The organism is Sideroxydans sp. CL21, assembly GCF_902459525.1.
GTDB lineage: Bacteria > Pseudomonadota > Gammaproteobacteria > Burkholderiales > Gallionellaceae > Sideroxyarcus.
In genome coordinates this window covers 2,675,464-2,700,690 of record NZ_LR699166.1, presented here as the reverse complement: position 1 = coordinate 2,700,690, position 25,227 = coordinate 2,675,464, and the positions used below count along the sequence as shown (strand labels likewise).

General features: G+C 55.4%; 31 protein-coding genes. 17 read left to right on the top strand and 14 right to left on the bottom strand.

Translation table 11 applies throughout. The features are described from left to right. Window positions 1-171: 171 nt before the first annotated feature. The 5 genes from QOY30_RS12625 to QOY30_RS12605 form a co-directional block, all read right to left on the bottom strand. On the bottom strand, window positions 172-723 hold the full coding sequence (locus tag QOY30_RS12625) for a hypothetical protein (RefSeq protein ID WP_283744974.1): 552 nt from the start codon (window positions 721-723) through the stop codon (window positions 172-174). Window positions 724-841: 118 nt separating this feature from the next. After that, the gene (locus QOY30_RS12620; protein ID WP_283744973.1) at window positions 842-1,234 is read right to left on the bottom strand and encodes a hypothetical protein; all 393 of its coding nucleotides are present in this window, start codon (window positions 1,232-1,234) and stop codon (window positions 842-844) included. A gap of 171 nt (window positions 1,235-1,405) precedes the next feature. Then, complete coding sequence (locus QOY30_RS12615; protein WP_283744972.1) at window positions 1,406-2,818, bottom strand: hypothetical protein; 1,413 nt, start codon at window positions 2,816-2,818, stop codon at window positions 1,406-1,408. A 202-nt stretch (window positions 2,819-3,020) separates the two neighbouring features. Then, the gene (locus QOY30_RS12610; RefSeq protein ID WP_283744971.1) at window positions 3,021-3,389 is read right to left on the bottom strand and encodes a hypothetical protein; all 369 of its coding nucleotides are present in this window, start codon (window positions 3,387-3,389) and stop codon (window positions 3,021-3,023) included. A gap of 281 nt (window positions 3,390-3,670) precedes the next feature. Then, window positions 3,671-4,204, bottom strand: coding sequence for a sigma-70 family RNA polymerase sigma factor (locus tag QOY30_RS12605; RefSeq protein WP_283744970.1), 534 nt, complete (start codon window positions 4,202-4,204; stop codon window positions 3,671-3,673). A 294-nt stretch (window positions 4,205-4,498) separates the two neighbouring features. Here QOY30_RS12605 and nifE point away from each other — a divergent pair, with 294 nt between their 5' ends. From nifE to QOY30_RS12540, 13 genes are all read left to right on the top strand, one after another. Next, window positions 4,499-5,905, top strand: a complete 1,407-nt coding sequence (gene nifE / locus QOY30_RS12600; RefSeq protein WP_283744969.1) for a nitrogenase iron-molybdenum cofactor biosynthesis protein NifE — start codon at window positions 4,499-4,501, stop codon at window positions 5,903-5,905. Between the two features lie 238 nt (window positions 5,906-6,143). Continuing rightward, window positions 6,144-7,697 carry a nitrogenase iron-molybdenum cofactor biosynthesis protein NifN gene (gene nifN, locus QOY30_RS12595; RefSeq protein ID WP_283744968.1) on the top strand — a complete coding sequence of 518 codons (1,554 nt, stop codon included), beginning with the start codon at window positions 6,144-6,146 and terminating at the stop codon, window positions 7,695-7,697. A gap of 10 nt (window positions 7,698-7,707) precedes the next feature. Beyond that, window positions 7,708-8,121, top strand: a complete 414-nt coding sequence (locus QOY30_RS12590) for a NifB/NifX family molybdenum-iron cluster-binding protein (protein WP_283744967.1) — start codon at window positions 7,708-7,710, stop codon at window positions 8,119-8,121. After that, window positions 8,118-8,528, top strand: coding sequence for a SoxR reducing system RseC family protein (locus QOY30_RS12585; RefSeq protein ID WP_283744966.1), 411 nt, complete (start codon window positions 8,118-8,120; stop codon window positions 8,526-8,528). The genes QOY30_RS12590 and QOY30_RS12585 overlap by 4 nt, the downstream gene beginning before the upstream one ends. A gap of 24 nt (window positions 8,529-8,552) precedes the next feature. Continuing rightward, window positions 8,553-9,014 carry a NifX-associated nitrogen fixation protein gene (locus QOY30_RS12580; protein ID WP_283744965.1) on the top strand — a complete coding sequence of 154 codons (462 nt, stop codon included), beginning with the start codon at window positions 8,553-8,555 and terminating at the stop codon, window positions 9,012-9,014. A gap of 213 nt (window positions 9,015-9,227) precedes the next feature. Further along, window positions 9,228-9,446 (top strand): CCE_0567 family metalloprotein, encoded by a 219-nt coding sequence (locus QOY30_RS12575; RefSeq protein ID WP_283744964.1) that lies wholly within the window; start codon window positions 9,228-9,230, stop codon window positions 9,444-9,446. Between the two features lie 11 nt (window positions 9,447-9,457). Beyond that, entirely contained in the window at window positions 9,458-9,748 is a 291-nt protein-coding gene (gene fdxB, locus QOY30_RS12570) for a ferredoxin III, nif-specific (RefSeq protein WP_283744963.1), read from the top strand. 121 nt (window positions 9,749-9,869) lie between these two features. Beyond that, entirely contained in the window at window positions 9,870-10,193 is a 324-nt protein-coding gene (locus QOY30_RS12565; RefSeq protein WP_283744962.1) for a (2Fe-2S) ferredoxin domain-containing protein, read from the top strand. Between the two features lie 56 nt (window positions 10,194-10,249). Then, entirely contained in the window at window positions 10,250-10,561 is a 312-nt protein-coding gene (locus tag QOY30_RS12560; RefSeq protein ID WP_283744961.1) for a hypothetical protein, read from the top strand. Between the two features lie 7 nt (window positions 10,562-10,568). Then, on the top strand, window positions 10,569-10,838 hold the full coding sequence (locus QOY30_RS12555; protein WP_283744960.1) for a nitrogen fixation protein NifZ: 270 nt from the start codon (window positions 10,569-10,571) through the stop codon (window positions 10,836-10,838). 2 nt (window positions 10,839-10,840) lie between these two features. Next, the gene (locus tag QOY30_RS12550; protein ID WP_283744959.1) at window positions 10,841-12,379 is read left to right on the top strand and encodes a nitroreductase family protein; all 1,539 of its coding nucleotides are present in this window, start codon (window positions 10,841-10,843) and stop codon (window positions 12,377-12,379) included. Between the two features lie 16 nt (window positions 12,380-12,395). After that, the gene (locus QOY30_RS12545; RefSeq protein ID WP_283744958.1) at window positions 12,396-12,866 is read left to right on the top strand and encodes an ankyrin repeat domain-containing protein; all 471 of its coding nucleotides are present in this window, start codon (window positions 12,396-12,398) and stop codon (window positions 12,864-12,866) included. Beyond that, entirely contained in the window at window positions 12,859-13,176 is a 318-nt protein-coding gene (locus tag QOY30_RS12540; protein WP_283744957.1) for a hypothetical protein, read from the top strand. Before QOY30_RS12545 ends, QOY30_RS12540 begins: the two co-directional genes overlap by 8 nt. A gap of 17 nt (window positions 13,177-13,193) precedes the next feature. On the opposite strand, the gene hpaR is transcribed toward QOY30_RS12540, so the two are convergent. Further along, window positions 13,194-13,649 carry a homoprotocatechuate degradation operon regulator HpaR gene (gene hpaR / locus QOY30_RS12535; protein ID WP_283744956.1) on the bottom strand — a complete coding sequence of 152 codons (456 nt, stop codon included), beginning with the start codon at window positions 13,647-13,649 and terminating at the stop codon, window positions 13,194-13,196. Between the two features lie 187 nt (window positions 13,650-13,836). Between hpaR and QOY30_RS12530 the strand changes: the two genes are divergently transcribed. After that, on the top strand, window positions 13,837-15,051 hold the full coding sequence (locus QOY30_RS12530) for an MFS transporter (protein WP_283744955.1): 1,215 nt from the start codon (window positions 13,837-13,839) through the stop codon (window positions 15,049-15,051). 168 nt (window positions 15,052-15,219) lie between these two features. Next, window positions 15,220-16,470, top strand: a complete 1,251-nt coding sequence (locus tag QOY30_RS12525; RefSeq protein WP_283744954.1) for a dicarboxylate/amino acid:cation symporter — start codon at window positions 15,220-15,222, stop codon at window positions 16,468-16,470. Between the two features lie 109 nt (window positions 16,471-16,579). Here QOY30_RS12525 and QOY30_RS12520 read toward each other — a convergent pair whose 3' ends face one another. From QOY30_RS12520 to QOY30_RS12505, 4 genes are all read right to left on the bottom strand, one after another. Continuing rightward, window positions 16,580-16,954 (bottom strand): Gfo/Idh/MocA family oxidoreductase, encoded by a 375-nt coding sequence (locus tag QOY30_RS12520; protein ID WP_283744953.1) that lies wholly within the window; start codon window positions 16,952-16,954, stop codon window positions 16,580-16,582. Between the two features lie 116 nt (window positions 16,955-17,070). Continuing rightward, complete coding sequence (gene ppdK / locus QOY30_RS12515; RefSeq protein WP_283744952.1) at window positions 17,071-19,866, bottom strand: pyruvate, phosphate dikinase; 2,796 nt, start codon at window positions 19,864-19,866, stop codon at window positions 17,071-17,073. A 188-nt stretch (window positions 19,867-20,054) separates the two neighbouring features. Continuing rightward, window positions 20,055-20,597: a flavodoxin gene (locus QOY30_RS12510; RefSeq protein WP_283744951.1), complete on the bottom strand. Its 543-nt coding sequence runs from the start codon at window positions 20,595-20,597 to the stop codon at window positions 20,055-20,057. Window positions 20,598-20,664: 67 nt separating this feature from the next. Next, window positions 20,665-21,222 (bottom strand): hypothetical protein, encoded by a 558-nt coding sequence (locus tag QOY30_RS12505; RefSeq protein ID WP_283744950.1) that lies wholly within the window; start codon window positions 21,220-21,222, stop codon window positions 20,665-20,667. A gap of 118 nt (window positions 21,223-21,340) precedes the next feature. Here QOY30_RS12505 and greB point away from each other — a divergent pair, with 118 nt between their 5' ends. Further along, a complete protein-coding gene (gene greB / locus QOY30_RS12500; protein WP_283744949.1) occupies window positions 21,341-21,901 on the top strand; it encodes a transcription elongation factor GreB in 561 nt (186 codons plus the stop codon). Window positions 21,902-22,054: 153 nt separating this feature from the next. Here the strand turns inward: greB and QOY30_RS12495 are convergent, their stop codons facing one another. The 4 genes from QOY30_RS12495 to purE form a co-directional block, all read right to left on the bottom strand. Continuing rightward, on the bottom strand, window positions 22,055-22,189 hold the full coding sequence (locus QOY30_RS12495) for a hypothetical protein (RefSeq protein WP_283744948.1): 135 nt from the start codon (window positions 22,187-22,189) through the stop codon (window positions 22,055-22,057). An 82-nt stretch (window positions 22,190-22,271) separates the two neighbouring features. After that, entirely contained in the window at window positions 22,272-22,505 is a 234-nt protein-coding gene (locus tag QOY30_RS12490; RefSeq protein ID WP_283744947.1) for a hypothetical protein, read from the bottom strand. A gap of 441 nt (window positions 22,506-22,946) precedes the next feature. Next, on the bottom strand, window positions 22,947-24,179 hold the full coding sequence (locus tag QOY30_RS12485; protein ID WP_283744946.1) for a class II fructose-bisphosphate aldolase: 1,233 nt from the start codon (window positions 24,177-24,179) through the stop codon (window positions 22,947-22,949). A gap of 10 nt (window positions 24,180-24,189) precedes the next feature. Then, window positions 24,190-24,738, bottom strand: a complete 549-nt coding sequence (gene purE / locus QOY30_RS12480; RefSeq protein WP_283744945.1) for a 5-(carboxyamino)imidazole ribonucleotide mutase — start codon at window positions 24,736-24,738, stop codon at window positions 24,190-24,192. Window positions 24,739-24,805: 67 nt separating this feature from the next. On the opposite strand from purE, the gene QOY30_RS12475 reads away from it, so the two are divergent. Beyond that, window positions 24,806-25,216, top strand: coding sequence for a hypothetical protein (locus QOY30_RS12475; protein WP_283744944.1), 411 nt, complete (start codon window positions 24,806-24,808; stop codon window positions 25,214-25,216). Window positions 25,217-25,227: the final 11 nt, after the last annotated feature.

The window sequence follows — 25,227 nt, the reverse complement described above, 5'->3', positions numbered from 1 at the left end:
AACGACTCCTTTCATTAAGGTTTTGACCTAATTGAGAGGCATACCTGAAAGTCTCGTTGTGGCCGCGTTCTGCCCTTCGTCCATAATCGTGCTTAATGTCTGTTCCACTGCCAAAGCTGCCATTCAGATTCTGACAAGCGACATCAAATTACTAGATCTTGACTTTAGTTCCTATCTATTTTCTGACTTCGGAGTTACATGCCAACCGAAGCAGCTTGCCAGTTTATTCGGAATACCTGGAGCGTTCTTAAGAGTCCATTCCTTGATGGCATTCTCTTCATGTATCGTGGCAGCACCACTCCATGCCGCAACTGGCTTAGTAATCATCGGATCGCCCGAATAGAAAAGATAGGGTTCATCTGAAACATAGTTTTCAATGTAGATAATTTGCCACTTTCCGAACTTTAATGATTGGAGAACATCAACTTTATGCACTTTTTCTTCGTTGGCAATAATTGGGGCAAGCTTGGCCTTTTGTTCTTCACTTAGGCTACTGTCTACGCCATCACATGGATTGGGTGTCATGCTGGCAACTGAAGCAGTTGATGTTGAAGAAGGTGATCTGCTTGCTGCAATCCGATCTTTGGAAGACAGAACTGGCTCAATTGTGAAAGGCAAGGTGCCGGACCAGAGCGCCGAAAAGAACCATACCAAACCTAGAAGTAATGCCAAACCAAGCATGTCAGCCAGTTGAGGTGTTATCCATTTAGATATTTTTGCCATAGCTCTTCAAAGATTCACTACAGTCCGTTATTGGCCGGCTGGAGTCCTTCGACCATGTTACCAGTGACAGTCTGCTTCACATCAGTCTGCAGCCACTCGTCTTTCATTTTCTTCGCATCTAATGGGTAATCAAACGAAAAGCAATTAAGCCGGCCGCACCCATGGCAAAGATCCCGAGTACAGTATAGATAACAACATAGAAATAGAATCGACCAGGCGAATCCACCTTTCTAATAATGAAAAACTTATTCGCATTCAAATACGAGCGACTGTATTGTCTAGCTCGCACTTGACCAGACCTCAACAAACACGGCACTTCGCCAAGAAGCCCAATCGCGCATGCTAAAAATATGATGCCTAGAACGGGTGCAGTTATTTTTTGAGCGATTACACCCAGAAGCAATCCAATAGTTACCAAAGCGACTGCAATCCATGTATGCAGGCCACGAGCCATACCCGTGGAAACCAGCGAGCTTTCAACTTCAATCTCCGGAGGATGATTTGGAATCAAGTTTTATGTCTCCAATTGGCCGCGAGTTGCCTGTTTGCATTCGCAAACATTGATGTCCGTAACTTGTTCAACTTCAGACCTTCATTATTCATTTTATCTTCAGTCCCAGGTTAACCCTCAAGGGACAGTCATTTTCGAAAAACACCTAGTAGCTTCCTAGCACGGTTATATTTATATGATAGGTCTTTCTCCATTAAGCTGCCTTTCATATCTGTATTGATTAACTCTTTTTTCTTTTTCCTCTCTTTTTACTTGCTCATACAACGGAGCGAATACTTCCTCATAAACATCAATTGAAATCTGTGCGGCAATTTCCCCGTTCCCTCCTTCATTACATAAACATCTCGAAACTAATTTACTTGTCGGCGTATGGCAATGAGGGCAGTCACTATAGGTCCGAAGAAATTCCGTTAGCCGTGCTTCCATTCCAACGGGGTGATATTCCTTCGCAAAACTTCTTGAATACTCTTTTTCAACGTAGCAAAGAATTACGTATTTTTCAGACTTGTGTATATGGGTAAAAACATACTTAACCTCTGCCCTATCTTCATAAGGGATAGGCAATTTGAATGGTGAAGAAAGTTCCTTTCGTGAAGATACCGCATTCGTGTTTATATGAGACAAGAACGTTTTACGCGCATGGGCGACTGTTGTAAAACCTCTAAAACAGTCTTTGATTGCTTTTTCTATGGGGGAGAAGCGAAAAGATGCGGAACGTGAGTGGTAAAACCCTATATCAGTAACATCGTACCCATCGACATCAGGGTCAAGTAGCAATGCATAGCTTAGCAATTGGCGCAAATGCTGAATTGTCAGAGGCTTTACTGAAGTTTTTATATCAGTTAGAACTGATCGACCATTGCACTCGATTATGCAATCAAAATCAGCGCCATTGACAAGCCTTGAGTTAAAAAAAGACTGATTAACATTGTTGATTCGAGCTTTATAAATCTCGCTACTCGGGTCGTGCCAAGATTTAGAAAACAATCCAATTAGCGATGCAATATCATCAGCGTAGGATTTTCCTCCCAATGACTGGTAGAAAGCATCGAAGGTGTACCACGCGAGTTTATGTTCCAGACTTTCTCCATCTATAGTCTTTATCCAAGCGAGTAATTCTTCTGATATTGAGCTAGATAGTGCTTTGGGTAGATGTTCAGAGCGATACAGATGCTCCAAGACTGCTAATGCTGTTGCTGAATATACAGACTTTTCATTAGCAGCATCTCTGCCATCAAGATAGAACTTGCCTATGTCGAAAAGTGCACTAAAGAATGCAGGCTTTAAAATGCGCTCTGACTCCCACAGGATCATCGTATGATTTGCTCTAACCGTCTGATATGCGAAGCTGTCTTCAAGGCGTATTGAATTATTTGTAATCGTGTATCGAAGTAAATAATCTGTTGCAGTTCCACCAAACGAATACGAAGTTATGGAGCTGGGTTTATATGACAACGGAAGCGACTGCTTATCATTTCGCAAACTTTGAGATAGGTGAGCCATCATTCCAGATTTATCCTCAAATCTTTCGAAAAACTGGCGTATGGGACTGTCTTTTTGTTTGAGTTGACTTGTTAGTGACATTTCAGAATCCCTTCACATTTGCAAAGATTTTGCAATCCATGCCTTATATTTTGTGTCACTCGCAGGCATATAAATCAGAGAGTATCTTCGGCGCTTTAAGCATACATCGACGGCTGCTATTGGCCGCATTCTGCCTGTTCGACATTGCCGATGCCAATGTCTGCTGTTTTACCATTAACCGCCATAAGTGCTAGAGGCAACACTACTTTGAAATCAAATGATGGGGAGGTTGGTCTACGTACTCACCATCAACCGCGTCATACCACAAGAGCTTTCCTGTGGTTCTCTCAACCCTGAGTCTGACAACTATGGGTTGTACCCTCGGGTCACCGCCGCACTTTCCTCCATGATGCTCACTTATGCCAATGTTATAAACTAAATTTGTTGAGTCTATTACCGCATACCCTAAACATTCCTTTGGGGTGTTCGAGTAAAGAAGACCATTAGCAATTACGTTCTTAATGACGATATCAATGGCTTCTTTTTCATTTGCCACTAATGTATTGGCGACTGCTGTATCCGTTATCAGAAAAGTAATAGCGCACAGAATTATCCAACTGATTCGTTTCATGCTGCCCCTTTTTCAGTGATGAAGCCCATATTTGGAGGACACCTGCGACCGTCCGGTTTTGGCCGTGAGTTGCCGAATTCTCCTCGCAATTTTGACTGGCAGCAATGTTGCGGGGAGGGGACATTGATTATCCCAATTTGAAGCTCGGCTGATGACACAAACGAGACATTCATAATCATAGCAAATCAACACAAATACAAAATTACATGCCAGATGGTTCTTGACCAAACTCAGTCGCAGATTACGGATATCCTATTTATCGGGCTGCGACTGCTAACCGATCAGCGTGGAACGTGGCCCAGTACTCGTCCTTGTTCGTCGAAACGTACCTGGCAGGCAGTGCTCATGCGGGCGCGCATCCGTTCCCGGGCGCGCAACAGCCGCGATTTGACAGCGGGGAGAGAAAGCTGCTGTGTGGCTGCGTAGTCCTTTTGCTTCACACCTTCGAGATCGCATTTTTCGATGATGTCGCGGTCTTCCGGGGTGAGTTCCGTCAGCACGCGAGCCACGCAGGCACTGAGTGCCTGGATCGGTTCGCGGGTCGGTTCGGGTTGCGGCAGGTCCTCCGGCAATTCGATGACATCGCGCCCCAGCCGGAATTGATCGACCAGCGCATTGCGGGCCACTTGAAACAGCCAGGCACGGGAATTTTCGAGCAGGCAGAACTGCTTGCCCTGTTGCATCGCTTTGACGAACACCTCCTGCAACAGATCGTCGGCCTGATGCGCATCTTTGGAACGATGCCTGAGGTAATTGCGCAATTCGCTTTCATACGCAGTCCATGCGTGCAGCACACAGGGCAGGGAGGTTGTCATGCGCACCCCCGGCCTTGAAATGGCAGCATGAGAGGATAAATAAGCGTTGTAGTGTTGTGCATGAAGCGTTGCATGTATTTCATTTGGTCGAGGCGTCGAAGCAAGGAACAAGTCCGGGCTATGTTTTTATGCTACCAGTTATCGAGCGTGGGTTCATCCGGGCGTTTTTGGTGTTTTGTTGGTCTTGTCGGGTTTGCTACAAGACATTTCCCGATAAACCCCATTGAAATCAAGCCGCTGTCCTTGGCACGGCATTTGCGAATACGAGGGTGTCATTACCTGTGAGTGAATGCCATGCAAGCCAAGGATATCGCCGAACTGCTGAACGAACCGGCGTGCACACATAATACCAAGTCGAAGTCGGGCTGCGCGCGACCCAAGCCGGGTGCGACGGCGGGCGGCTGTTCCTTCGACGGGGCGCAGATCGCCTTGCTGCCGATCGCGGATGTGGCGCATATCGTGCACGGCCCTATCGCCTGTGCGGGCAGTTCCTGGGACAACCGCGGCACTCGTTCTTCCGGCCCGACGCTGTACCGCATCGGCATGACCACCGACCTCACCGAGCAGGATGTCATTATGGGGCGCAGCGAAAAGCGCCTGTTCCATGCCATCAAGCAGGCGGTGGACAGCTATTCGCCCAAAGCGGTTTTCGTTTACAACACCTGCGTGCCCGCGCTGACCGGCGACGACATCGGCGCGGTGTGCAAGGCCGCGGCGGAAAAATGCGGCGTGCCGGTAGTGCCGGTGGACTGTGCCGGTTTCTATGGCACCAAGAATCTCGGCAACCGCATCGCGGGCGATTCCATGTTCAAGTATGTGGTGGGTACGGCAGAACCCTTGCCGGTGCTGCCCGAACAGCAACGTCCCGGCATCACGGTGCACGATGTGAACCTGATCGGTGAATACAACATCGCTGGCGAATTCTGGAACGTGCTGCCTATGTTCGATGAGCTCGGTTTGCGCATCCTGTGCACCTTGTCCGGCGACGCGCGTTTTCATGATGTGCAGACCATGCATCGTGCCGAAACCAGCATGGTGGTGTGCGCGAAGGCGCTGCTCAACGTGGCACGCAAACTGCAGACCGAATACAAGATCCCGTTCTTCGAAGGCAGCTTCTACGGCGTGACCGATACCTCGCAGGCGTTCCGCGATTTCGCGCGCCTGCTCAACGACCCTTCGCTGACCGAACGCACAGAAGCACTGATCGCACGCGAGGAAGCGAAGATCAATGCCGCACTCGATCCCTGGCGCGAGAAGCTGCGCGGCAAACGCGTGCTGCTCTATACCGGCGGCGTGAAGTCGTGGTCCATCGTTTCCGCCTTGCAGGATCTGGGCATGGAAGTGGTCGCCACGGGCACCAACAAATCCACCGAAGAAGACAAGGAACGCATCCGCGAGATCATGGGCGAGAAGACCAAGATGATCACCGACGGCAGCCCGAAGGCGCTGCTAGGCGCGGTCAAGGAATACCAGGCAGACATCCTCATTGCAGGCGGACGCAATATGTACACCGCATTGAAGGCGCGCATTCCCTTCCTGGACATCAACCAGGAACGCGAATTCGGCTACGAAGGTTACAGCGGGATGATCGAACTTGCGCGGCAGCTCGCGCTGACCCTGCAGAGCCCGGTGTGGGAATCGGTGCGCAAACCGGCGCCTTGGGCGAAAACTTCGGTACCGGGTGTGGAGTTGGGGGCGTGAACATGAGAACTGATCGTGATTTGTTTAATCCGTTCGCACTGAGCTTGTCGAAGTGTGGGCGGATTAAACAATGCTCAGTGATGATGTGCGAAATAATTTTGGCATGTGTAGGGTGGGCACGTTTTTTGTGCCCACGCGTTTCTCGATTGCTGTCCCGCGTGGGCACAGAAGCGTGCCCACCCTACGTCTATTCGTTTTTGCTGGATTCCGGCCTACGCCGGAATGACGGGAGCATGACATGGCCGAGATACTGAAACGCAACAAAGCACTCGCGGTGAATCCGCTCAAGGCCAGCCAACCGGTCGGTGCATCGCTCGCATTCCTCGGCATCAACAAAGCGATCCCTATGATGCACGGCTCGCAGGGCTGTACTGCATTCGGCAAGGTGTATTTCGTACGTCATTTCCGCGAGCCGGTGCCGTTGCAGACCACGGCGATGGATCAGGTGTCCACGGTGATGAACGCGGACGAGAACGTGTTGCTCGGATTGAAGGCCGTGTGCGAAAAAAGCAAACCGGCGCTGATCGGATTGCCTACAACCGGGCTATCTGAAACACAGGGTACGGACATCAAAAGGCTGGTGAAGGATTTTTACGCGGCGAATCCAGAGTTCGCGCATATCCCCATCGTGCCGGTGAATACGCCGGATTTCACCGGCTGTATGGAAAGCGGGTATGCGCTGGCGGTTAAAGCGACGCTGGAGGTATTAATTCAGAGTGTTCCCCCACCCCAGCCCTCCCCCGGGGGGAGAGGGAGCTTGGTCGGCAAGCGCAAGAAACAGGTCAACGTGCTGGCCGGCTCTTTCCTCACGCCCGGCGATATTGAACACATCAAGGAGCTGATCGAGGCGTTCGGCCTGCGCCCATTGGTATTACCGGACATCGGCGATTCGCTGGACGGGCATCTCACCGAAATGGAAAGCAGCCCGTTGACGGTTGGGGGCACTCCGGTGTCGGATATTTCCAGCATGGGCGAATCCATCGCCACGCTGGTGTTGGGCAACTCGCTGTTTGAAGCAGCCGATTTCCTCAAGGAACAAACCGGGGTGCCGGACTACCGTTTCAACAGTTTGATGGGGCTGGATGCAGTGGATGGCTTCGTCGCGGCACTGGCCGGGATCAGCGGCAAGCCCGTGCCGGAGAAGATCGAGCGGCAGCGTACACAGTTGCAGGATGCGATGGTGGACAGTCATTTCATGCTGGGTTTTTCACGCGTGGCCATCGCCGGTGATCCCGATCTGCTGTATGGATTCGCCAAGCTGGTGACGGAGATGGGTTGTGAGGTGGTTGCCGCCGTGGCACCCGCACGCGCCAACATCTTGCAGGAAGTCGCTGCGGCGCAAGTCGCGATAGGCGACCTGGAAGATATGGAGAACGCGGCAAAGAAAAGCGGCGCGCAACTCATCATCGGCAATTCGCATGCGGCTGAAAGCGCGCGACGCTTGGGTATTCCGCTGCTGCGTGCCGGTTTTCCTCTGTACGACTTGATCGGCGGCTACCAGCGGCTTTGGGTCGGTTATCGCGGCACGCGTCAGGCCCTGTTCGATCTGGCCAACATGGTGGTGGAACACGGGCATCACGAGACGGAACCCTATGTCTCAATTTATTCCCAGCGGACAGGAAATGCTACGCATTTCCCCCACCCGTGCGTGGATGTTGCCGCTTTAGCGGCTTTACAACCACGGCCCACCCCTTGCGGGTGTAACCCTCCCCCAGTGGGAGAGGGGACAAACGCGAAAGACAATTTCGGAGAGGTGTGTCGTGCGACACCTGCGACTGGTCACACCTATTGAGGAGGCAGACATGACGGTAAAGATCGCTTTTGCCAGCAGTGATCGCCGCGCGGTCAATCAACACTTCGGCGCAGCCGAAGCGTTTGCGATCTATGAGCTCGATGCGAGTTCGACACGCATGATCGAAGTGGCCGAGTTCATGGAAACCGCGATGGACGGGCACGAGGGCAAGCTCGCCGCCAAGGTCGAACTGCTGGGCGATTGCGCGGCGGTGTACTGCAATGCAGCAGGCGCTTCGGCCATCCAGCAATTGCTGGCCAAGGGCATCCAGCCGATGCGCGTGGACGAGGGTACGCTGATTGATGAGTTGTTGGCGGGATTGCAAAAGAACCTGGCCAACGACCCGCCCGTATGGCTTGCGAAGCATCTCAAGAAACAGTCGGGTGCCGGGCGCTTTGCCGAAGACGAGGAATGGCAGGAATGATAGAGACGACTGCACGCGTGGTGTCAACAGACAACGGCACGATACTCGTCGAGCCGAGCAACGAGTCCGGTTGCGGCGGTTGCAAGTCGCGCAGTGCGTGCGGCGTGTCCGGGTTGGGGAAATATTTTTCCGGCAACCGCAAGGCGATCGAAGTGCATTGCGATTCAAATGTGCGTGCCGGTGATGAGCTGCAGTTGAGCATGAGCGAGGGCGACATGCTCAAGTCGGGACTGCTGGCATACCTGTTGCCCAGTGTGCTGGCGCTGGTCGGTGCGGGTGTCGGAGCATCTCTGGATATGGGCGACATTGGAGCAGTGCTGGGCGCAGCTTTGGGCGTTGTGGCGGGATTGTTGTTGGGGCGGCTGTCCGGTTGGGTACCGCATATGTACGCGAATCGAAAAGAGTAATCATTCAACCGAAGGAGAAACACCATGAATCAGGCAGTAGAACAGGACCCGTTGTTGACCACCGATTTCATCAAGGAGATGGTCAAGCAGATGCGCGCCATCGACAGCTATGGCACTTACGACGGCTGGCCCGCCGACCGTATCCTGGCGCCTTATGTAGTGACCAAGGAACAGCGCCGTGCGATCCCGGTGATCGGCGATCCGGACGAGATCATGCTGTCGCGCATCAAGGCGTTCTACAACGCGGTCTCATCCCTGATCGAAAAGGAATGCGGCCTGATGGCGGTGCCCAGCATCAACATCACACATGAAGGCTTTGGACGTGCATTGATCACCGTGGGCAAACTGGTGGTGATGGACCGTACCCTGCGCGACGTACACCGCTATGGTTACGAAAGCCTGTCCAAGATGAAGGATGAAGGCGACAAGCTGTTATCCGTGGCGCTGGAGATCATTGGCAAGTATCCGGAAGTGGCGGGACTTTAATCAGGATACGGGATTCAGGATACGGGATTCAGGATACGGGATTCAGGATACGGGATTCAGGATACGGGATTCAGGATACGGGATTCAGGATACGGGATTCAGGATACGGGATTCAGGATACGGGATTCAGGATACGGGATTCAGGGAAAGGTGGGGCTGCGGGTTTTCTGAATCCTGTATCCCGCATCCTGAATCCTCTCCGAAGGAGCGAACATGACTGAAGAAGAACTGAAAACACTCGACAAGGAAGTGAAGCGGCTCAAACGCATCTCCAGCGAATGGGCTTCGCAGTTGCACGATCTGGTCGAGGACAAGTTGCCTGCCGGGTACGAGCAGATCCCCGGCATCGCACAATCGACTTACGACGCTTGCCAGGCGTGGGCAACAGCAAACGCGAAATTGGCGGCAGCACAGAAAGAAGCACAGGGATAAAGGAAAGAGATATGTCCAACATCACCGGTATCACCCGAGGCGGTACGCCTTACGAACCCACCTTCGTCACCGCGCTCAATGCGGCCAATTGCATCGGCTGCGGCCGTTGTTACAAGGTCTGCCCGCGCAAAGTGTTCGAGCTGGTCGAACGCGGCGAGGATGACGAGAACTATGACGAGGATGAAGACAACAGCATGGTGATGACGCTTGCCAATATGCTGGATTGCATCGGCTGCGGTTCCTGTTCGCGCGTTTGCCCGAAACAGTGCCATACGCATTCACCTTTGGCGGCGGGAGCTTAATGGACATGAAGCAGATATTTTTTCTGATGAGATTCGTCATGTCCATTTCCCTCTCTCCTAGCTCTCTCCCGCAAAATGGGCGAGAGGGACGCTGTCTTGCTGCGCAAGAGAGGATTTGAGCATGGCAAGGCCAGCAAGACATGTATTTGTGTGCTCGCAGAACCGGCCTGCCGGTCATCCGCGGGGCTCCTGCGGACAGAAAGGTTGCAGCGAAGTGGTGGATGAATTCATGCAGCAGTGGCAAAAGCGCCAGTGTTTTGCGCAGGTGTTGGTGACGCCGAGCGGTTGCATCGGGCCTTGCAGCATGGGGCCGAACATATTGGTCTATCCGGAAGGCGTCATGTACAGCAACGTGACCAAAGCGGATGTGAGTGAGATATTTGACGGGCATCTGCTGGGCGGCGTGCCGGTCGAGCGGCTGAAAACGCCTGCCGACATATGGTAGCTCTAGCTTCATCGTTTCGGCTTCCTGCCAAACTTGAAGTGTTGGCCGAACGTGTCGTGTCTGCGCTGCAAAAAGAGGCGACCAACCATACTGCGACCGGCGCTGCACCGAACATCGAGTTCGCCGCCTTGCAGTTTACCCGTGTAATCGATCCGGGTAATCAGCTGCCGGGTTATGAAGGTGTGTGGCGTAATTCACGCAATGACAGGTGCGGTACACTGACCATCAACAGCGACAACAGCTTCTATGCCGAGTACGATCTGTTCTGCCCGCATCCGCGCGACCCGCGCTGGTTCGTCGAAATGGTGACGGCGTGGGGAAACGAGGAAACGTTGCGCAGTGAAGCGACATTGATACCGAGTGTATGAGGTGGCTATGAGCAGATTTCAAATGGGGGATATGGTCTTTGCGGCACATGACCTGTTCAACGAATCATTGGAAGAGACCGGCGAGAGCAGCATCCCCGGTGTCGAACCGGACGCGTTGCTGGCAGCAGCAGGCACGCGCGGTGTGGTGGTCAACGTCGGCCATGCGCAGGAAATGCCCAACGAAGAGATATATCTCGTGCGTTTCGAGATGGATGCAGATGGAACACTGGCCGAGCCCATCGGTTGCCTGAACGACGAGTTGACCGGATTAAGTTGATAATGAGAGATACCCGTGTCGCTACCGTGATTGAATATCACACGCGTAGCAAGCACGCTCTGGATCGTTACGCCGCCGGCCCCGGTACCCTGGACTGGGAAGCGCAGCCCAAAGCGTTCCGCGATTGGACAGGAACGGAGCAAGTCGCACTGCCGCGCGATGTCGTTGTATCCAATATCCCCTGGGGTGAACTTTCGGTTGCGCGCGCACCCTTGCCGCTGAATACCGCCAATCTGGGATCATTGTTGCGCTTGTGCGTCGGCCTGACTGCGTGGAAAGAATACGGCGGTTCGCGCTGGTCTTTGCGCGCGAATCCTTCATCCGGCAATCTGCATCCCACCGAAACCTGGCTGATCTGCGCGGATGTGGCCGGTATAGAAGACGGCTTGTATCACTACCAGAATCTGCACCATGCACTGGAAAAACGCGCCTGGGGAAGTGCGGCTCAGGCACAAGGTCTATGGCTGGGCTTCAGTTCCATTCATTGGCGCGAGGCGTGGAAATACGGCGAGCGCGCCTTCCGTTATTGCCAGCTCGACCTGGGGCATGCACTGGCTGCCGTGAGTTATGCCGCGGCATTGCACGGCTGGCGGCCCCGCCTGTTGAACATGGGTTCGGCGGAGATTGCAGGGCATTTGGGATTGGACCGCGCTGCCGATTTTATCGGCGTGGAAGACGAAGAGCCTGAGGTGATCATCGCGCTGGAAGCCGGTGCAGAAGAACTGCCCGGCAACTGGCAACACTGGACAGGCAAACCCGGCCTGCTCGATACCAGACCTTTATATCAATGGCCGGTGATCGATGAAGTGGCCGAAGCGACCCGCGGAGCGCCGCCTGTCGCCGATCCGTTGATCGCTGAGCCGCCTGCTGTTCGCGAATGCAATGGAGATATCCGGGCTGCCCGGGTCATCCTCAAACGCCGCAGCGCGCAGGCCTTCGACGGCCAGTCGGTGATGCCGAATGCCGTGTTCAAGAGAATGCTTTCGGGCTTGTTGCCGGGTGGTTCGCCGGTGTGGAATCTCTGGCCGTTCGCGGCGCGTGTGCATCCCGTGCTGCTGGTGCACCGGGTGGAAGGTGTCGCGCCCGGTCTGTATGCAATGCCGCGATCCGATGCTGCCAAGCCCTTGCTGCAAGCAGCCTTACGCGAGATATTTTCCTGGCAACCCTCCGACCCAGAGTTGCCCCTGTTCCAGCTGGTCGCCGCGCAAACCGGCAAGACTGCGCGCACCTTGTCCTGTCATCAAGACATCGCCACGCAATGCGCCGTCGCTTTCATGCTGGTGGCGGAATTCGCTGCCCCGGTTGCTGCCGATCCCGCTGCGTACCGCCACCTGCATTGGGAAGCCGGCATGCTGGGACATGTGATCACGCTGGAAGCAGAAGCCGCAGGCTGGCGCGGCACGGGCATCGGCTGTTTCTTTGACGATGCCGACCACGAGGTGCTGGGCCTGAAAGACGACGGGTTCCAGGTGATATATCATTATGCAGTCGGGATGGCGCTGGATGATCCGCGCATATCGACTCTACCCGCATATGAATGAATCACAAGGAACACGCATGAATGACAATCAACTCAGGTGCTGGCTGCTGCAGGCCGGATTCAGGACTTCCGACGTATTGCAAACCGGAGTCAATAGCGCGTTGCCCAATGGCACCACGCCATTGATGCACGCTGCACGCACGGGTGATATCGAGGCGCTCAAGGGACTGCTGGCACGCGGTGCGGATCCGGCTTTGATGAATGCGGACAGCAACGGCGCGTTGTGGTTCGCCTGCTTTGCCAACAGTGAAGCCTGCATCGCGGCACTGATCAATGCGGGCGCGCCGCTTGACAGCCAGAATGTAAACGGAGCCACCGCGCTGATCTATTGCGCCTCGGCAGGCAAGGCGCCGCTGGTCAGGCAATTGCTGGAGGCGGGCGCCAACCCGGACCTGATGACGCTGGACGATTTCACTGCATTGGAGCTGGCGTCCAACCTGGAATGCCTGAGAATGCTCAAGGTGGCGAGGAGTCCGGCGCATGCCTGAGCAACCGTTCAGCGTAAGCGGAACCCGGCATCGTCTGCTGGGCAAGCAGATCGAATTGCAGTTGGCACGGGATTTCGTCCTGAAATTCACGCCGGCAGAGGCATCCAGCCTTTCATTCGCGCTGGTCGCCGTGCGCGACGGCATCAGTCCGGAACGCGAAATCTACATGAGTCCTATCGCCAGCGATGAGGCATTCGTCGGAACGGTACTGGATCATGGGATTAGCATCGCGATGCCGGTCGGCGCGCTTGAGCTGAACTGGTCCAAGGTCGGATTGCTGGCCGAATCACTGGCGGCGGCGATCGCTTAGTACGTCCGACGCCGGCGTCAGGGCAGATCGACCTGCTTGACGGGACGGTTCTTCAGGTCGATGAATTTATCCAGCACCGCAAACAGGTCGGTAAATATCTGCTTGCCGCAGGCCTGTTCGAGATAGGAATATTGTTTGTCGATCAGGGGGCCGATCTTGCTCAGCAGTCTGGTTCCCTTGCGCGACAGATGCACGATCACGCGGCGCTGGTCACCCGGTATACCGTCGCGCTCGATCAGTTCGACTTCTTCCATACGCGACAATATGCCCGCCATGCTGGGACTCGAGATCTGGCACATGTCGCAAAGCTCTCGCGGTTCCATCTGTCCGTGTTCATCCAGCGCGCGCAATATCCGCCATTGCTGCTCGGTCACGCCGAAGTGGTTGAGGATGGGCCGAAAATGTGACATCAGGCTGTCCCGCGCTTTCAGCATGCGCTGGGGCAGGTTAGGGTAGGTGATGTGGTGCTTCAAGTTGTTCTCCGTTTCAACACGTGCATGGTCTGGAATTCAATCGATTTTGTCGGGCCAATTGTACATGCTGGCTCACTCATACAATGCCTGCCCGCAGGGTCATTTCACCTGCGGCGGGCAAGACCAACAATTTATTTTGGTATAGTTCGCCGACTGTTATCGAAAACAATGTGCTTCTGAAAATTCCATGTTGCGTTCTCTTGGCCGCTCCGATGTTCTGACCACGACCCTGGCTGCTGCCGGCATATTGATGGTGACCATGGGCGCGCGCCAATCGCTGGGGCTGTTCGTCGGGCCGATCGGCACGTCGACGGGGCTGGACATTGCGACCATCAGCCTGGCCCTGGCCATCGGGCAGTTCACCTGGGGTGCGATCCAGCCTGTCGCCGGCGCTGTCGCCGACCATTTCGGCCCGCGCGCCGTGCTGATCGGCGGGCTACTCCTGCTCGCTTTGGGCAGTGCCGTCACGCCGTTCGTGCATTCCGGTTTCGGGCTGACCTTTACACTCGGACTGCTTGCTGCCATAGGCGCGGGTGCGGGCAGCTTTTCGGTGCTGATAGGCGCGGCGGCGCGGCGCCTGCCCATAGAAGCGCAGGGTTCGGCTTCGGGTGTTATCAATGCCGGCGGTTCCTTCGGCCAGTTCGTCTTTGCGCCGATCCTGCAAAAACTGATTCAGTCGGTGGGCTGGATGGGCGCGATGTGGACGATGGCGGCAATGACCCTGACCGCGCTCCCTCTGGTCGGCAAGTTGACCAGGCCGGTGGACAAGCCGATCACTCACACGGATGCAGATCACGGAGTGCTGAAAGCGATCGGCAGCGCGATGAAGGATCGCAGCTATCTGCTGCTACATGCAGGTTTCTTCACCTGCGGTTTTCATATCGCTTTCCTGGTCACGCATTTGCCGGGCGAAGTCCATCTGTGCGGGCTGCCGCCTTCGGTGGCAAGCTGGTCGCTCGCCATCATCGGTCTGGCCAACATATTCGGGAGCCTCTACGCGGGCTGGTGCATTGCGCGCTACCGCAGCAAATACATCCTGGCAGCGATGTACGCTTCGCGCGTGCTTCTGATCGGGTTCTACCTGTTGATGCCGCGCACAGAGCTGACCTTCTATCTGTTTGCGGCAGGCCTCGGCTTCACCTGGTTGGCGACGGTGCCGCCGACCGCGGCCATCGTCGGAAAGCTGTTCGGCTTCCGCTATCTGGCGACGCTGTTCGGACTCACGCTGTTGACCCACCAGATCGGCGGCTTCTTTGGAGCTTACCTGGGCGGGCTTGCGATCAGCCGGTTCGGTGACTTCGGCTGGATGTGGTACGCGGACATGGCGCTCGCCACGTTTGCCGCCATCATCAACCTGCCTATCCGTGAAGCGCCCGTTGCCGCAAAGTTATCACTGGCCTGACTGAAAACTCATCGATATCAAGGGGTAAGCGGCGAGCATCCGGTTCGCGTTTACCGATACCGGAAAGATCAGGGTTGCCTTTGCTTGCGTAAGCCGGAATACTGGGCAGCCTTTTTGGCCAATAAAACTAAATCTGGGGGGCTGGGTAAGTCACCCAAGGGAGAGAATATGAAGCGCTTGACCGGTCATTTGTATTTCTGGGTTCTGCTGGCCATTCTTGCCGGGGGCACGCTGGGCTATTTTGCCCCCGCCACTGCGGTGACACTTAAACCGCTTGGCGATGGCTTCATTGCCCTGGTCAAGATGCTGATCAGTCCGGTGATTTTCTGTACGGTCGTCCTCGGCATTGCCGGAGCCGGCGACATGAAGAAGGTCGGCCGTGTTGGCGGCAAGGCGCTGCTCTATTTTGAAGTCGTATCGACGATAGCGCTGGCCATCGGTTTGACGGTGATGAATCTTATCCGGCCGGGCGCCGGCTTCAATGTCGATCCGACAACTCTCGATGCCAAGGCCGTGGCCAATTACGCCAAGGTGGCCTCGGAGCAAAGCTCGGTGGACTTCATTCTCCACATCATTCCCAAGACCTTTACCGACGCCTTCACCGGTTCCGGCGATCTGCTGCAGGTGCTGCTGGTCGCCATCCTGTTCGGTTACGCGATGATGCACATGGGCAAGGCAGGGCAGCAGGTGCACCATTTTATAGAGGAGTGTTCGCATATCTTCTTTGCGATGATGAACACCATCATGAAAGTGGCACCGCTGGGTGCCGGAGGGGCCATGGCTTTCACCATCGGCAAATACGGCATCGGTGCACTGAAGCCGCTGGCAGCACTGATGGGCAGTTTCTACCTGACCTGCCTGCTGTTCATCATCATCGTCCTCGGCACCATAGCCTTGCTGGTCGGGTTCAATATCTTCCGGTTCATTTATTACATCAAGGAAGAACTGCTGACCGTGCTCGGTACTTCCTCCTCCGAGTCGGCGCTGGTGCCGTTGATGGGAAAACTGGAGCGGCTCGGCTGTTCGAAATCGGTGGTGGGTCTGGTCGTGCCCTCGGGCTATTCGTTCAACCTTGACGGCACCAACATCTATCTCACCATGGCGGCACTATTTGTCGCCCAGGCACTCAATATCGACCTCACACTGACTCAACAACTGTCCATCCTCGGCGTCGCGATGCTGACTTCAAAAGGCGCTTCCGGTGTGACCGGTGCCGGGTTTATCACGCTTGCCGCGACGCTGGCTGTCGTGCCGTCTATCCCGGTGGCCGGTCTCGCGTTGATACTCGGCGTCGACCGTTTCATGTCGGAAGCACGCGCGCTGACCAATTTCATCGGCAACGGTGTCGCCACGATCGTCGTCTCGAAATGGGAAAAGGAATTGGATCACGCGGTACTCAAGGATGAGTTGGGCGCCTAGTGCGTCTTGACGTTCTCCGGTCATCCGACCGGAGAACGTTGCGTCAAGTTCATTAAGTTTTTTGAATCAGCTGCCATGCATCTGCTCTCTTGCTGCAGAAACGAGCGGATTAATAGCCGGTTTTTCGTCCCTGTATGACAGGCATATCAGCATCACTGATCAGAGACCAGATCAGCCGAGCAATGGACTCGGAGGCAATGACCGTGTGGACATTCTGTGTGTTCAGGAATTTTTCACGCAGTTCCTTGCGTGTTTCCGGCAAGCCGGTCAATTCGAAGACAATGTCGATCTTGTCGCCCATGGCGGCGATCTCATCCAGACTGGCGATCCTGATTCCGTTTGCCACGGCTTGAGCTTTGGCTGGTGTGTCTGCGCGTTCAGCAACGCAAACCAGATTGATGTTTTGTTTCTTCTGCAGCATCGCGTCGAGAAAAGCCGATCCGATCCGGCCCAGTCCGATGATGGCAATATTCTGTTTGTTCATACTTCCTCCCAAGGTTAGATCAAGTTACAACAAGACGCGAACGAGAAGCAGCATATGAACATTATGGGGGGCGTCTCGCGCACCCCGCATCATTGCTGTTTCCGCATTGAATGGAATCAGCTCGGTTCCTTGTACTCATTTTCCAACAGCTTCGCTTGCGCTGCAGCGAGACGGGCAATAGGCACGCGCGGACCGGAACATGAGACATAGTTAAGCCCGACGTGATGACAGAAACGGATGGAGCCCGGGTGTCCGCCATGTTCGCCGCAGATGCCGATCTTCAAGTCGGGATTGGTCTTGCGGCCCCTTTCTACCGCCATTTTCATGATCTGTCCCACTCCCTTGATGTCCAGCACTTCGAACGGATTGTCTTCCAGAATGCCAGTTTCGTTGTATGCGGGCAGGAATTTGTTTTCCGCATCTTCGCGGCTGAACGAAAAGGTAGCTTGCGTCAAGTCGTTGGTGCCGAAGGAAAAGAACTCGGCGATTTCCGCCATGCGTCCGGCACGCACGCAAGCACGTACTACTTCCAGCATGGAACCGAACTTGAATTGCACATCAATGCCGTGAGTCGCGTTTACTTCTGCATGGATGCGTTCCACGTAACTATGGATGCGCTTGAGCTCTTCCACAGTCGCCACTTGTGGCACCATGATCTCGGGGTAGATAACGAGCCCTTCCTTTGCGCACAGTGCGGCGGCTTCGAGTACAGCACGTATCTGCATTGAGTAGATCTCGGGATACGTGATGCCCAGACGCACGCCGCGGTGGCCCAGCATCGGATTGACCTCGGCCAGTGCGCGGACTTTCTTCAGGACTACCTCTTTCTTGCTGATCACATCTTCTTCCAGATGCGACTCTTTGAAGTCATTCAGGCCGCCCATGAGTTTGGTCAGGCCGTCTGCATATTGCTGATATAGCTTGGGATTTAGTAGCTTGAGGGTCTCGGGCAGTTCTTCCAAGCCCTTGATGGTGTCGCGCAACTGGTGCAAGTGTGCAATCTCCAGTTCAAGTTGCGCGGCGGTCGGCAGGAATTCGTGCATGGGCGGGTCGAGCAGGCGCACCGTGACGGGCAGTCCCTTCATCGCCTTGAAGATTCCCTTGAAGTCGGCACGCTGTATCGGCAACAGACGATCCAGCGCTGACTGGCGCTCTTCCTGCGTTTCGGCCAGGATCATTTCCTGCACGATGGGCAAGCGGTCAGTGCTGTTGAACATGCGTTCGGTGCGGCACAGGCCGATGCCCATGGCACCGAACTCACGCGCGCGCTGTGCATCCCCGGGTGTGTCGGCGTTCGCCATCACTTTGAGCCGGGACATCTCGTCCGCCCAGGACAGCAGTGTGGCCAGTTCCTCGGAGAATTCTGCCTCCACCGTCGGCACTTCACCCGCATACACATGGCCGGTACCGCCGTTGATCGTGATGACATCGCCTTCCTGCAGGACGGTGTCGCCGATCTGGGCACTGCGCAGCACGTCGTTGATGACGATCTGCTCGCAACCCGAGACGCACGGCTTGCCCATGCCGCGCGCCACCACCGCCGCGTGCGAAGTCTTGCCGCCGCGGCTGGTCAATATGCCCTGTGCCTGGAAGAAGCCGTGGATGTCCTCCGGCTTGGTTTCCTCGCGCACCAGGATGATCTTCTCGCCGGCGCGGCCGCGCGATTCGGCAGTGTCGGCATCGAACACGATCTTGCCGGATGCGGCGCCGGGCGAGGCGGGCAGACCCTGCGCCAGTGACTTGCCGTGGAAGTTCGGCGCCAGTTGAGGCACCAGCAACTGCTCCAGTATGGCCGGTTCGATACGCAACAGCGCGCGTTCCTTGGTGATCAATCCCTCGTTGAACAATTCCACCGACGTGCGCACCATGGCGCGCGCGTTCATCTTGCCGTTGCGTGTCTGCAGGCAATACAGGATGCCTTTCTCGATCGTGAACTCGAAATCCTGCACTTCGTGGTAATGCGATTCCAGCCGGTTGTGCAGCGTGATCAGCTGGCGGTAGATCTCCGGCATTTCCTTTTCCATCTCGGCGATGGCCTTGGGTGTGCGTATGCCCGCCACCACATCCTCGCCCTGCGCATTGGTCAGATATTCACCGTAGATAAGGTTCTCGCCGGTGCCGGGGTTGCGCGTGAAGCCCACGCCCGTGCCCGAGTCGTTGCCCATGTTACCGAACACCATGGTGCAGATATTCACCGCGGTGCCGTTGGCCTGGTCCTTGGTGATCTTGAATTGCCTGCGGTAATCCACCGCGCGCTTGCCCATCCAGGAGCCGAACACGGCGCCCACGGCGATCTCCAGTTGCTCGTAAGGATCCTGCGGGAAGGGTTTGCCTGTATGGCGTTCCACGATGGCGAGGAACTCCTTCGCCAATTCCTTGAGATGGTCGACATTCAGGTCCAGGTCCTGCGGTGCGCCGTATTTGCGCTTGATCGCGCTCATGCTCGCATCAAAATGTTCGTCGCTGATATCGAGCGCGATCTTGCCGAACAGCTGGATGAAACGGCGATAGGTGTCGTAAGCGAAACGCTCGTTGCCGGTCTGCTTGATCAGTCCCTTGAGCGAGACTTCATTGAGGCCGAGATTGAGGATGGTATCCATCATGCCGGGCATGGACATCGACGAACCGGAACGCACCGAGACGAGCAAAGGGTTCTTGTCGCTGCCGAAGCCCTTGCCGGTCTTCTTTTCCAGCGCCTGCATGTGCGTCCTGACGGAGTCCATCAATCCCGCGGGCAACTGGTTCTTTTCCAGATAGGCATTGCAGGCATCGGTGGTGATGGTGAAACCGGGCGGGACGTTCAAACCGATCTGCGTCATCTCGCACAGGTTCGCGCCCTTGCCGCCGAGCAGCATCTTGTTCTTGCCATCACCCTTTTCAAAATCGTAAATGTATTGATTGCTGCCGGTCATGGTGAATCTCCCTCACAGTGCATGCGTAAAAGAAACCAAAGTACTTCGAGTGAACTATAGCGGTCGTGGAAGCCGAGTTTATTGCTGGCATATTGTGACAGCTCGCACGGGAGTGCATTGACGCATATCAGGGTCAATAATTAAAGGGGGGAGACTTGAAAAAAATGGAATTGCAGGCGGGGAGCGTCTTAAAGCGGCAACCCGAAATCCGGCGAAATCTGTTTCAACCAGGCATCCAGCCGTGCATCGCTGAGTGCCTTCTGGTTTTCCTGATCCAGTACCAGGCCGACGAACTGGCCGTCGACAAGGGCCTTGGACGCAATGAAATCATAGTCATCGGCAGGCCAGGCGCCAACCATCTTTGCGCCACGGGCAGTGAAAAACTCATACAGTATGCCCATTGCATCCACAAACTCTTCAGGGTATTTGTCCTGATCGCCAAGCCCGTATAGTGCAATGGTCTTACCACTGAAATCCACGTCCTTGAGTTGCGGCAAAAACTCTTCCCAGCCGCCCCCCATGCAATCGGTGGAAAGACCGGGCAATTGCCCGCCACCCAGCGTGGAAGTCCCGAAGACAAGATGGGTATAGCCGGCCACCAATTCGGCGCTGGCCTTGTTGACGTTGAGCGCCTCGGCCATGGTGTCATCGTCATAGCGTTTCTTGATCAGCTTGGCGATGCGCCGGGTGTTGCCGGTGCTGCTGGCGAAGAACAATCCGATGCGTGACATGGATACTCCCTGTTAAAGCTGCCGATTGTTGTGAATCCAACAATCGACAGGTGATGCGACAGAAGAATCAGACCGGACCGCGTCCCGCGCGCTTCAGTTCGACCGTCCGCGTCAACGCTTCCTCGAACGACACTTTGTCGCCCTTGGGCTTGTAGTCGGCCAGTGCCTTGTAAACCGTGACGATCTTTTCGGTCGCGGACTGGCCCTTGAAGTCGCCCTTGTCCAGCGCCGCGATGTCGATCAGCTCGTTCCAGATCAGGCCTTCCTGCATGCCGATGGCGGCGATGCTCAGGCCGCCGGCCTCGATCACCAGTGGCTTGTTGATGTTCACCACGAACAGGATGACGCGCACGTCCGGCGCGAAATCGGCCTGGTAGTAGGCCAGCACCTTGGGCAGCAAGGCGAGTTCATCAAGGCTGCCCACGTAGAGCTTGATCTTGTCCTCCTCGGCCAGCACGATGGTGTTCTTGATGGTGGCCGTAGGCGGTTTGCGGTGACCCAGTGCATCGCCGACCTCGCCCAGTGCCAGCACCAGATCGCCGCGGTAAGCCGCATAACCGGCTTCGGCTTCCTTGAAGTTCATGTTGAACAGCAAACCTTTTTGTTCGTATGTGTCGAATAGCATGGGGCACCTTGTCGTAAAAGAATGTTGGAGCCTTGTGTTCAGCAATATCCGTACCAATGTTGAGGGTGCTTTTCAGTTACTATTTGAGCCGTTAATCCAGACCTGTTATGCAACAACGATGAGCAAAGCTTTTACACGCGATACCGATGACGAAGACGACGATGAGCTGGCGCCATTGCCGGCGATTCCGGCCGGCACCAAGAACTACATCACCCCGGCGGGCTATCGCCGCCTGAAAGAGGAATACATGCAGCTGCTGGATGTGGAACGTCCTGCACTGGTGCAGACCGTCGCCTGGGCGGCGTCCAACGGTGATCGCTCGGAGAACGGGGACTATATATACGGCAAGAAGCGGCTGCGCGAGATCGACCGGCGTTTACACTTCCTTGCCAAGCGACTGGAGAATTCCGAGGTGATCGACCCGGCGCAGCGCAAGGGTTGCGAGCAGGTTTTCTTCGGTGCGACGGTGACGGTATGCCACGGCGACGGCACGGAACGTACTTATAGCATCGTCGGCATCGACGAGGCGGACGTGGGCAGCGGGCGCATCAGCTGGGTGTCGCCGCTGGCGCGCACGCTGCTCAAGGCGCGCGCGGACGACGCTGTGATGTTGCAACTCCCCGATGGTGTCGAAGAGTTGGTCGTGGTTGAAGTTGTCTACCGGAGCATTGATCTGTAAATATTGAAGGTCCGCAAACCTCATTGCCGTTCGTGAAGTTCCGCGTTGTGCCAGTAACCGACATTTTACGGGTTGATTCTTCAAACTCCGGGAGCCATTGATGGGCAAGTTTGATCCGTTTGGATGATTCAGTTTAACCAAACGTATTTCTTATTATCGAAACAATACTCCCGACAAAATCAAAAAAGCAAACACCATTCCCACCATGATTAAAACTGCCACGTACACAAGTTCACGATTTTTTAAATTTGCGTCGTCTTCAGGCGCAATAAATTTCAGAGTAGACATTTTGACTCTCCTTGTTAATCAGCCAATTTCAAACAGCCTCCATCGAATGCGGTTCAAACATTCGATGGCTACACCTTTTTACTTATTTATCAGGTTTGGTAACGCCACATAAGATTGCGCCTATTGCCAGTCCTATCAGCAATCCTGCCAACCCGATATTTCCGCCAATAGAATCCTTGAATTCGTCCCCGCCAATCATCCAAGATACGAAAAAGAAGAAGAGGGCAATGGAAAACCAGATTACTTCTCCAACGGACAAAGCGAACAAGTTCGGGCTTCTGGAGAAATGTACATCGTGTAAATGAATGGAGTGCATGATCGTCTCCTTCTTCGACATTAGTAAGAACTACTAATTTCAAGACCAGCTAATCTGTCAAAAGACATTAGCTAGGGAATTTATACTCCTTTCGAAACGAGTTGTACATCATGCAACGTCCATGGCTGGCGCGTACACATGCAGAACTTTTTTGAGTAATCATCGCATAGAGAAATTATTGAAAGAGTGACCTTCTGCTTGTCGAAAGAAGAAGGTCGGCATTGAGCAATCACTGCCCGAAAGCTACCGGTCGACATCGACGGATTAACCGTCATTCATGTTCTCAAACAATTTATCAATGCTGTGCAGATTGAAGCGCTCATGCAGGCGGTCAATCCTATTTTGTGAGAAAGATTTTCTCTTGATCTGGGAGCCTGCAAATATTTTGTATCGACCTATCTCCCGGCAAGTAGGGATCGAATTGATTACGACAAGATCGACTCAGCCCCTTGCCGCGAGCTTGACTGGCGCTGCCGTGAACGAGGCCGCCGGAGGCTGGATCTCCGCGAAATCCAGCGCGATCCATTCTGTAGCAACGGAGAGAAAGACCTTGCGGGCAAAACTCTGCTGTGCCGCGTGATTCTGGAAGACCTCGATGGCGGACTGGCTGGACAGGGTGACTGACCAGCAGTAGTGATACTTGCCGTCAGGTTGCAGGGCCTGTCCAATGCGGATGTTGCGCACGCCGGGTATCGTCAGCATGGCAGCCTTGCCCTCGCGCATGATGGAAGCGATCTCGATGTCGGAGGTTTCATTGGCAGTTTTGTAGAGGACGATGTGCTCCACTTCCTGCCAGGGGCGGCACTGCGCCAGCACTTCCGCTGCCCGTCCGCCGCTGCCCCAGATGCGGATGCAGCGTTCGGTCTCTTCGCTTACGGCTTCGCGTACGCCGGTCATCAGCGTGCTGTAGCTGTCGCCTGTATTGGCTGCCGCGTTCTCTCTGATCCGCCGGCCAGCGACATCGGCCAGGCCTGTGTAGTAATTGATCTTGGCTATGCCGTGAGAAATGAGCCGCCTGAACTGCTCATCGCTCAGACCGGTACCGCCGTGTATCACCAGGGGTACATCAACCGCTTCGCGTATCTTGTCCAGCCGGTTGTAATCGAGCTTCGGCGTACCCTTCATCCGACCGTGCACCGTGCCAACCGAGACTGCCAGGCAATCCACGCCCGTGCGCTCCACGAATGCCTTGGCCTCGACCGCGGATGTGTATGCAAGCTCACCCGGATGTTCCTCGGCACTTTCTCCCTCCACGCCGGGCACATAGCCCAGCTCGCCTTCCACGGTGATGCCGCAGGCATGGGCCATGGCAACGATGTCGCGGGTCTGCCGCAGATTTTCCGAGAACGGCAGCATGGAAGTATCCACCATGACCGCGTTGCAGCCGGCCGCAATGGCGTGCACGGCAGATGCCTGACTGGTGCCGTGGTCGAAGTTGATCGCCACCGGCACGGCTGCCCGCCGTGCGACCGCAACCACGGATGGTACGAACAGGTCGAAATCGTGTCCGGAAAAATGCGATGCGATCAGGTTCAGCACCACCGGCGCCCGGCTGTCTTCGGCAGCCTGCATCACGCCCTCCAGAAAATCCTGGTTGGCCACGCCAAACGCACCCACCGCATAATTGTGGCGGTGGGCGTGATTGACGATGTCGGCAAGATGAACGAGGGGCATGGCAGCGTCCTTACTTCTTGGCGTTCAGTTTAGCCAGTGCTTCGTCCGCGGACAGGTCATAGCGCGCGCGTTCCTTTTTCGCCGCGGCTTCCAGCGCAGTATCGATGGCGGGAAACTTCAGCGCGAGGATGCGTGCGGCCAGCATGGCCGCATTTTTCGCGCCGTCTACCGCCACCGTGGCGACTGGCACGCCCGGCGGCATCTGCACCGTGGACAGCAAAGCATCGAGGCCGGACACGACGCCGCCCGAAAGCGGCAGGCCGATCACCGGCAGACGGGTGTGGCCTGCGATCACGCCAGCCAGGTGGGCGGCCATGCCCGCGCAACCGATCAGCACCTGCACGTCTTCCTTGTGCGCACGCTGGATATAGGCCAATACCTTGTCCGGCGTGCGGTGGGCAGAAGCCACCACGATCTCGCTGGCGATGCCGAGTTCGGTCAGGGTGTCGCGCACCTTGACCACGGTGGGCAGGTCATTGGGGCTGCCCGTGAGGATGCCGACCAGGATCTTCCCTGCCGGTTTGCTGGAAGTAGTTTTCGCTGATGCTGTTTTCGTCATTCGTGTTCTCCTGTGTATCGATCAAAACATGGATAATTATTGCTGACTGCCATTCCTGGGGGTGTTCATGGAAATCACCTGCTACCGCAATCCCGAGATCGCGCGCGAGCCGCGATCCCTGCCTGCCGCAACCTATAACCTGGCGCATACGCTGCTGTCGCGCACGAGCTCCGGCTGCCTGTTCATCCCGATCCGCGCCATGCAATACCTGGCGATACTGGATGCGGAAGAACTCGTATTCCTCGACGGCGAACGCAAGTGCTGGATCGACATCGCCTGGCGCAACTTCCGTCCGCAGCAGCGCAACTCGCTGGACGATCCGGTTGCCTATGAAGCGGTCTACTATCAACCCTCGGCAGCCGGACTCATGGCACGCCTGCAAGCAGAACTGCCGCGCGCACTGAACGATCTCGCCGCCAAGGGGCGCTTCGACGGCATCGCGCGAGTCATTAAATTCACTGCACCCGAACGCGACTGATCGTCGCCACC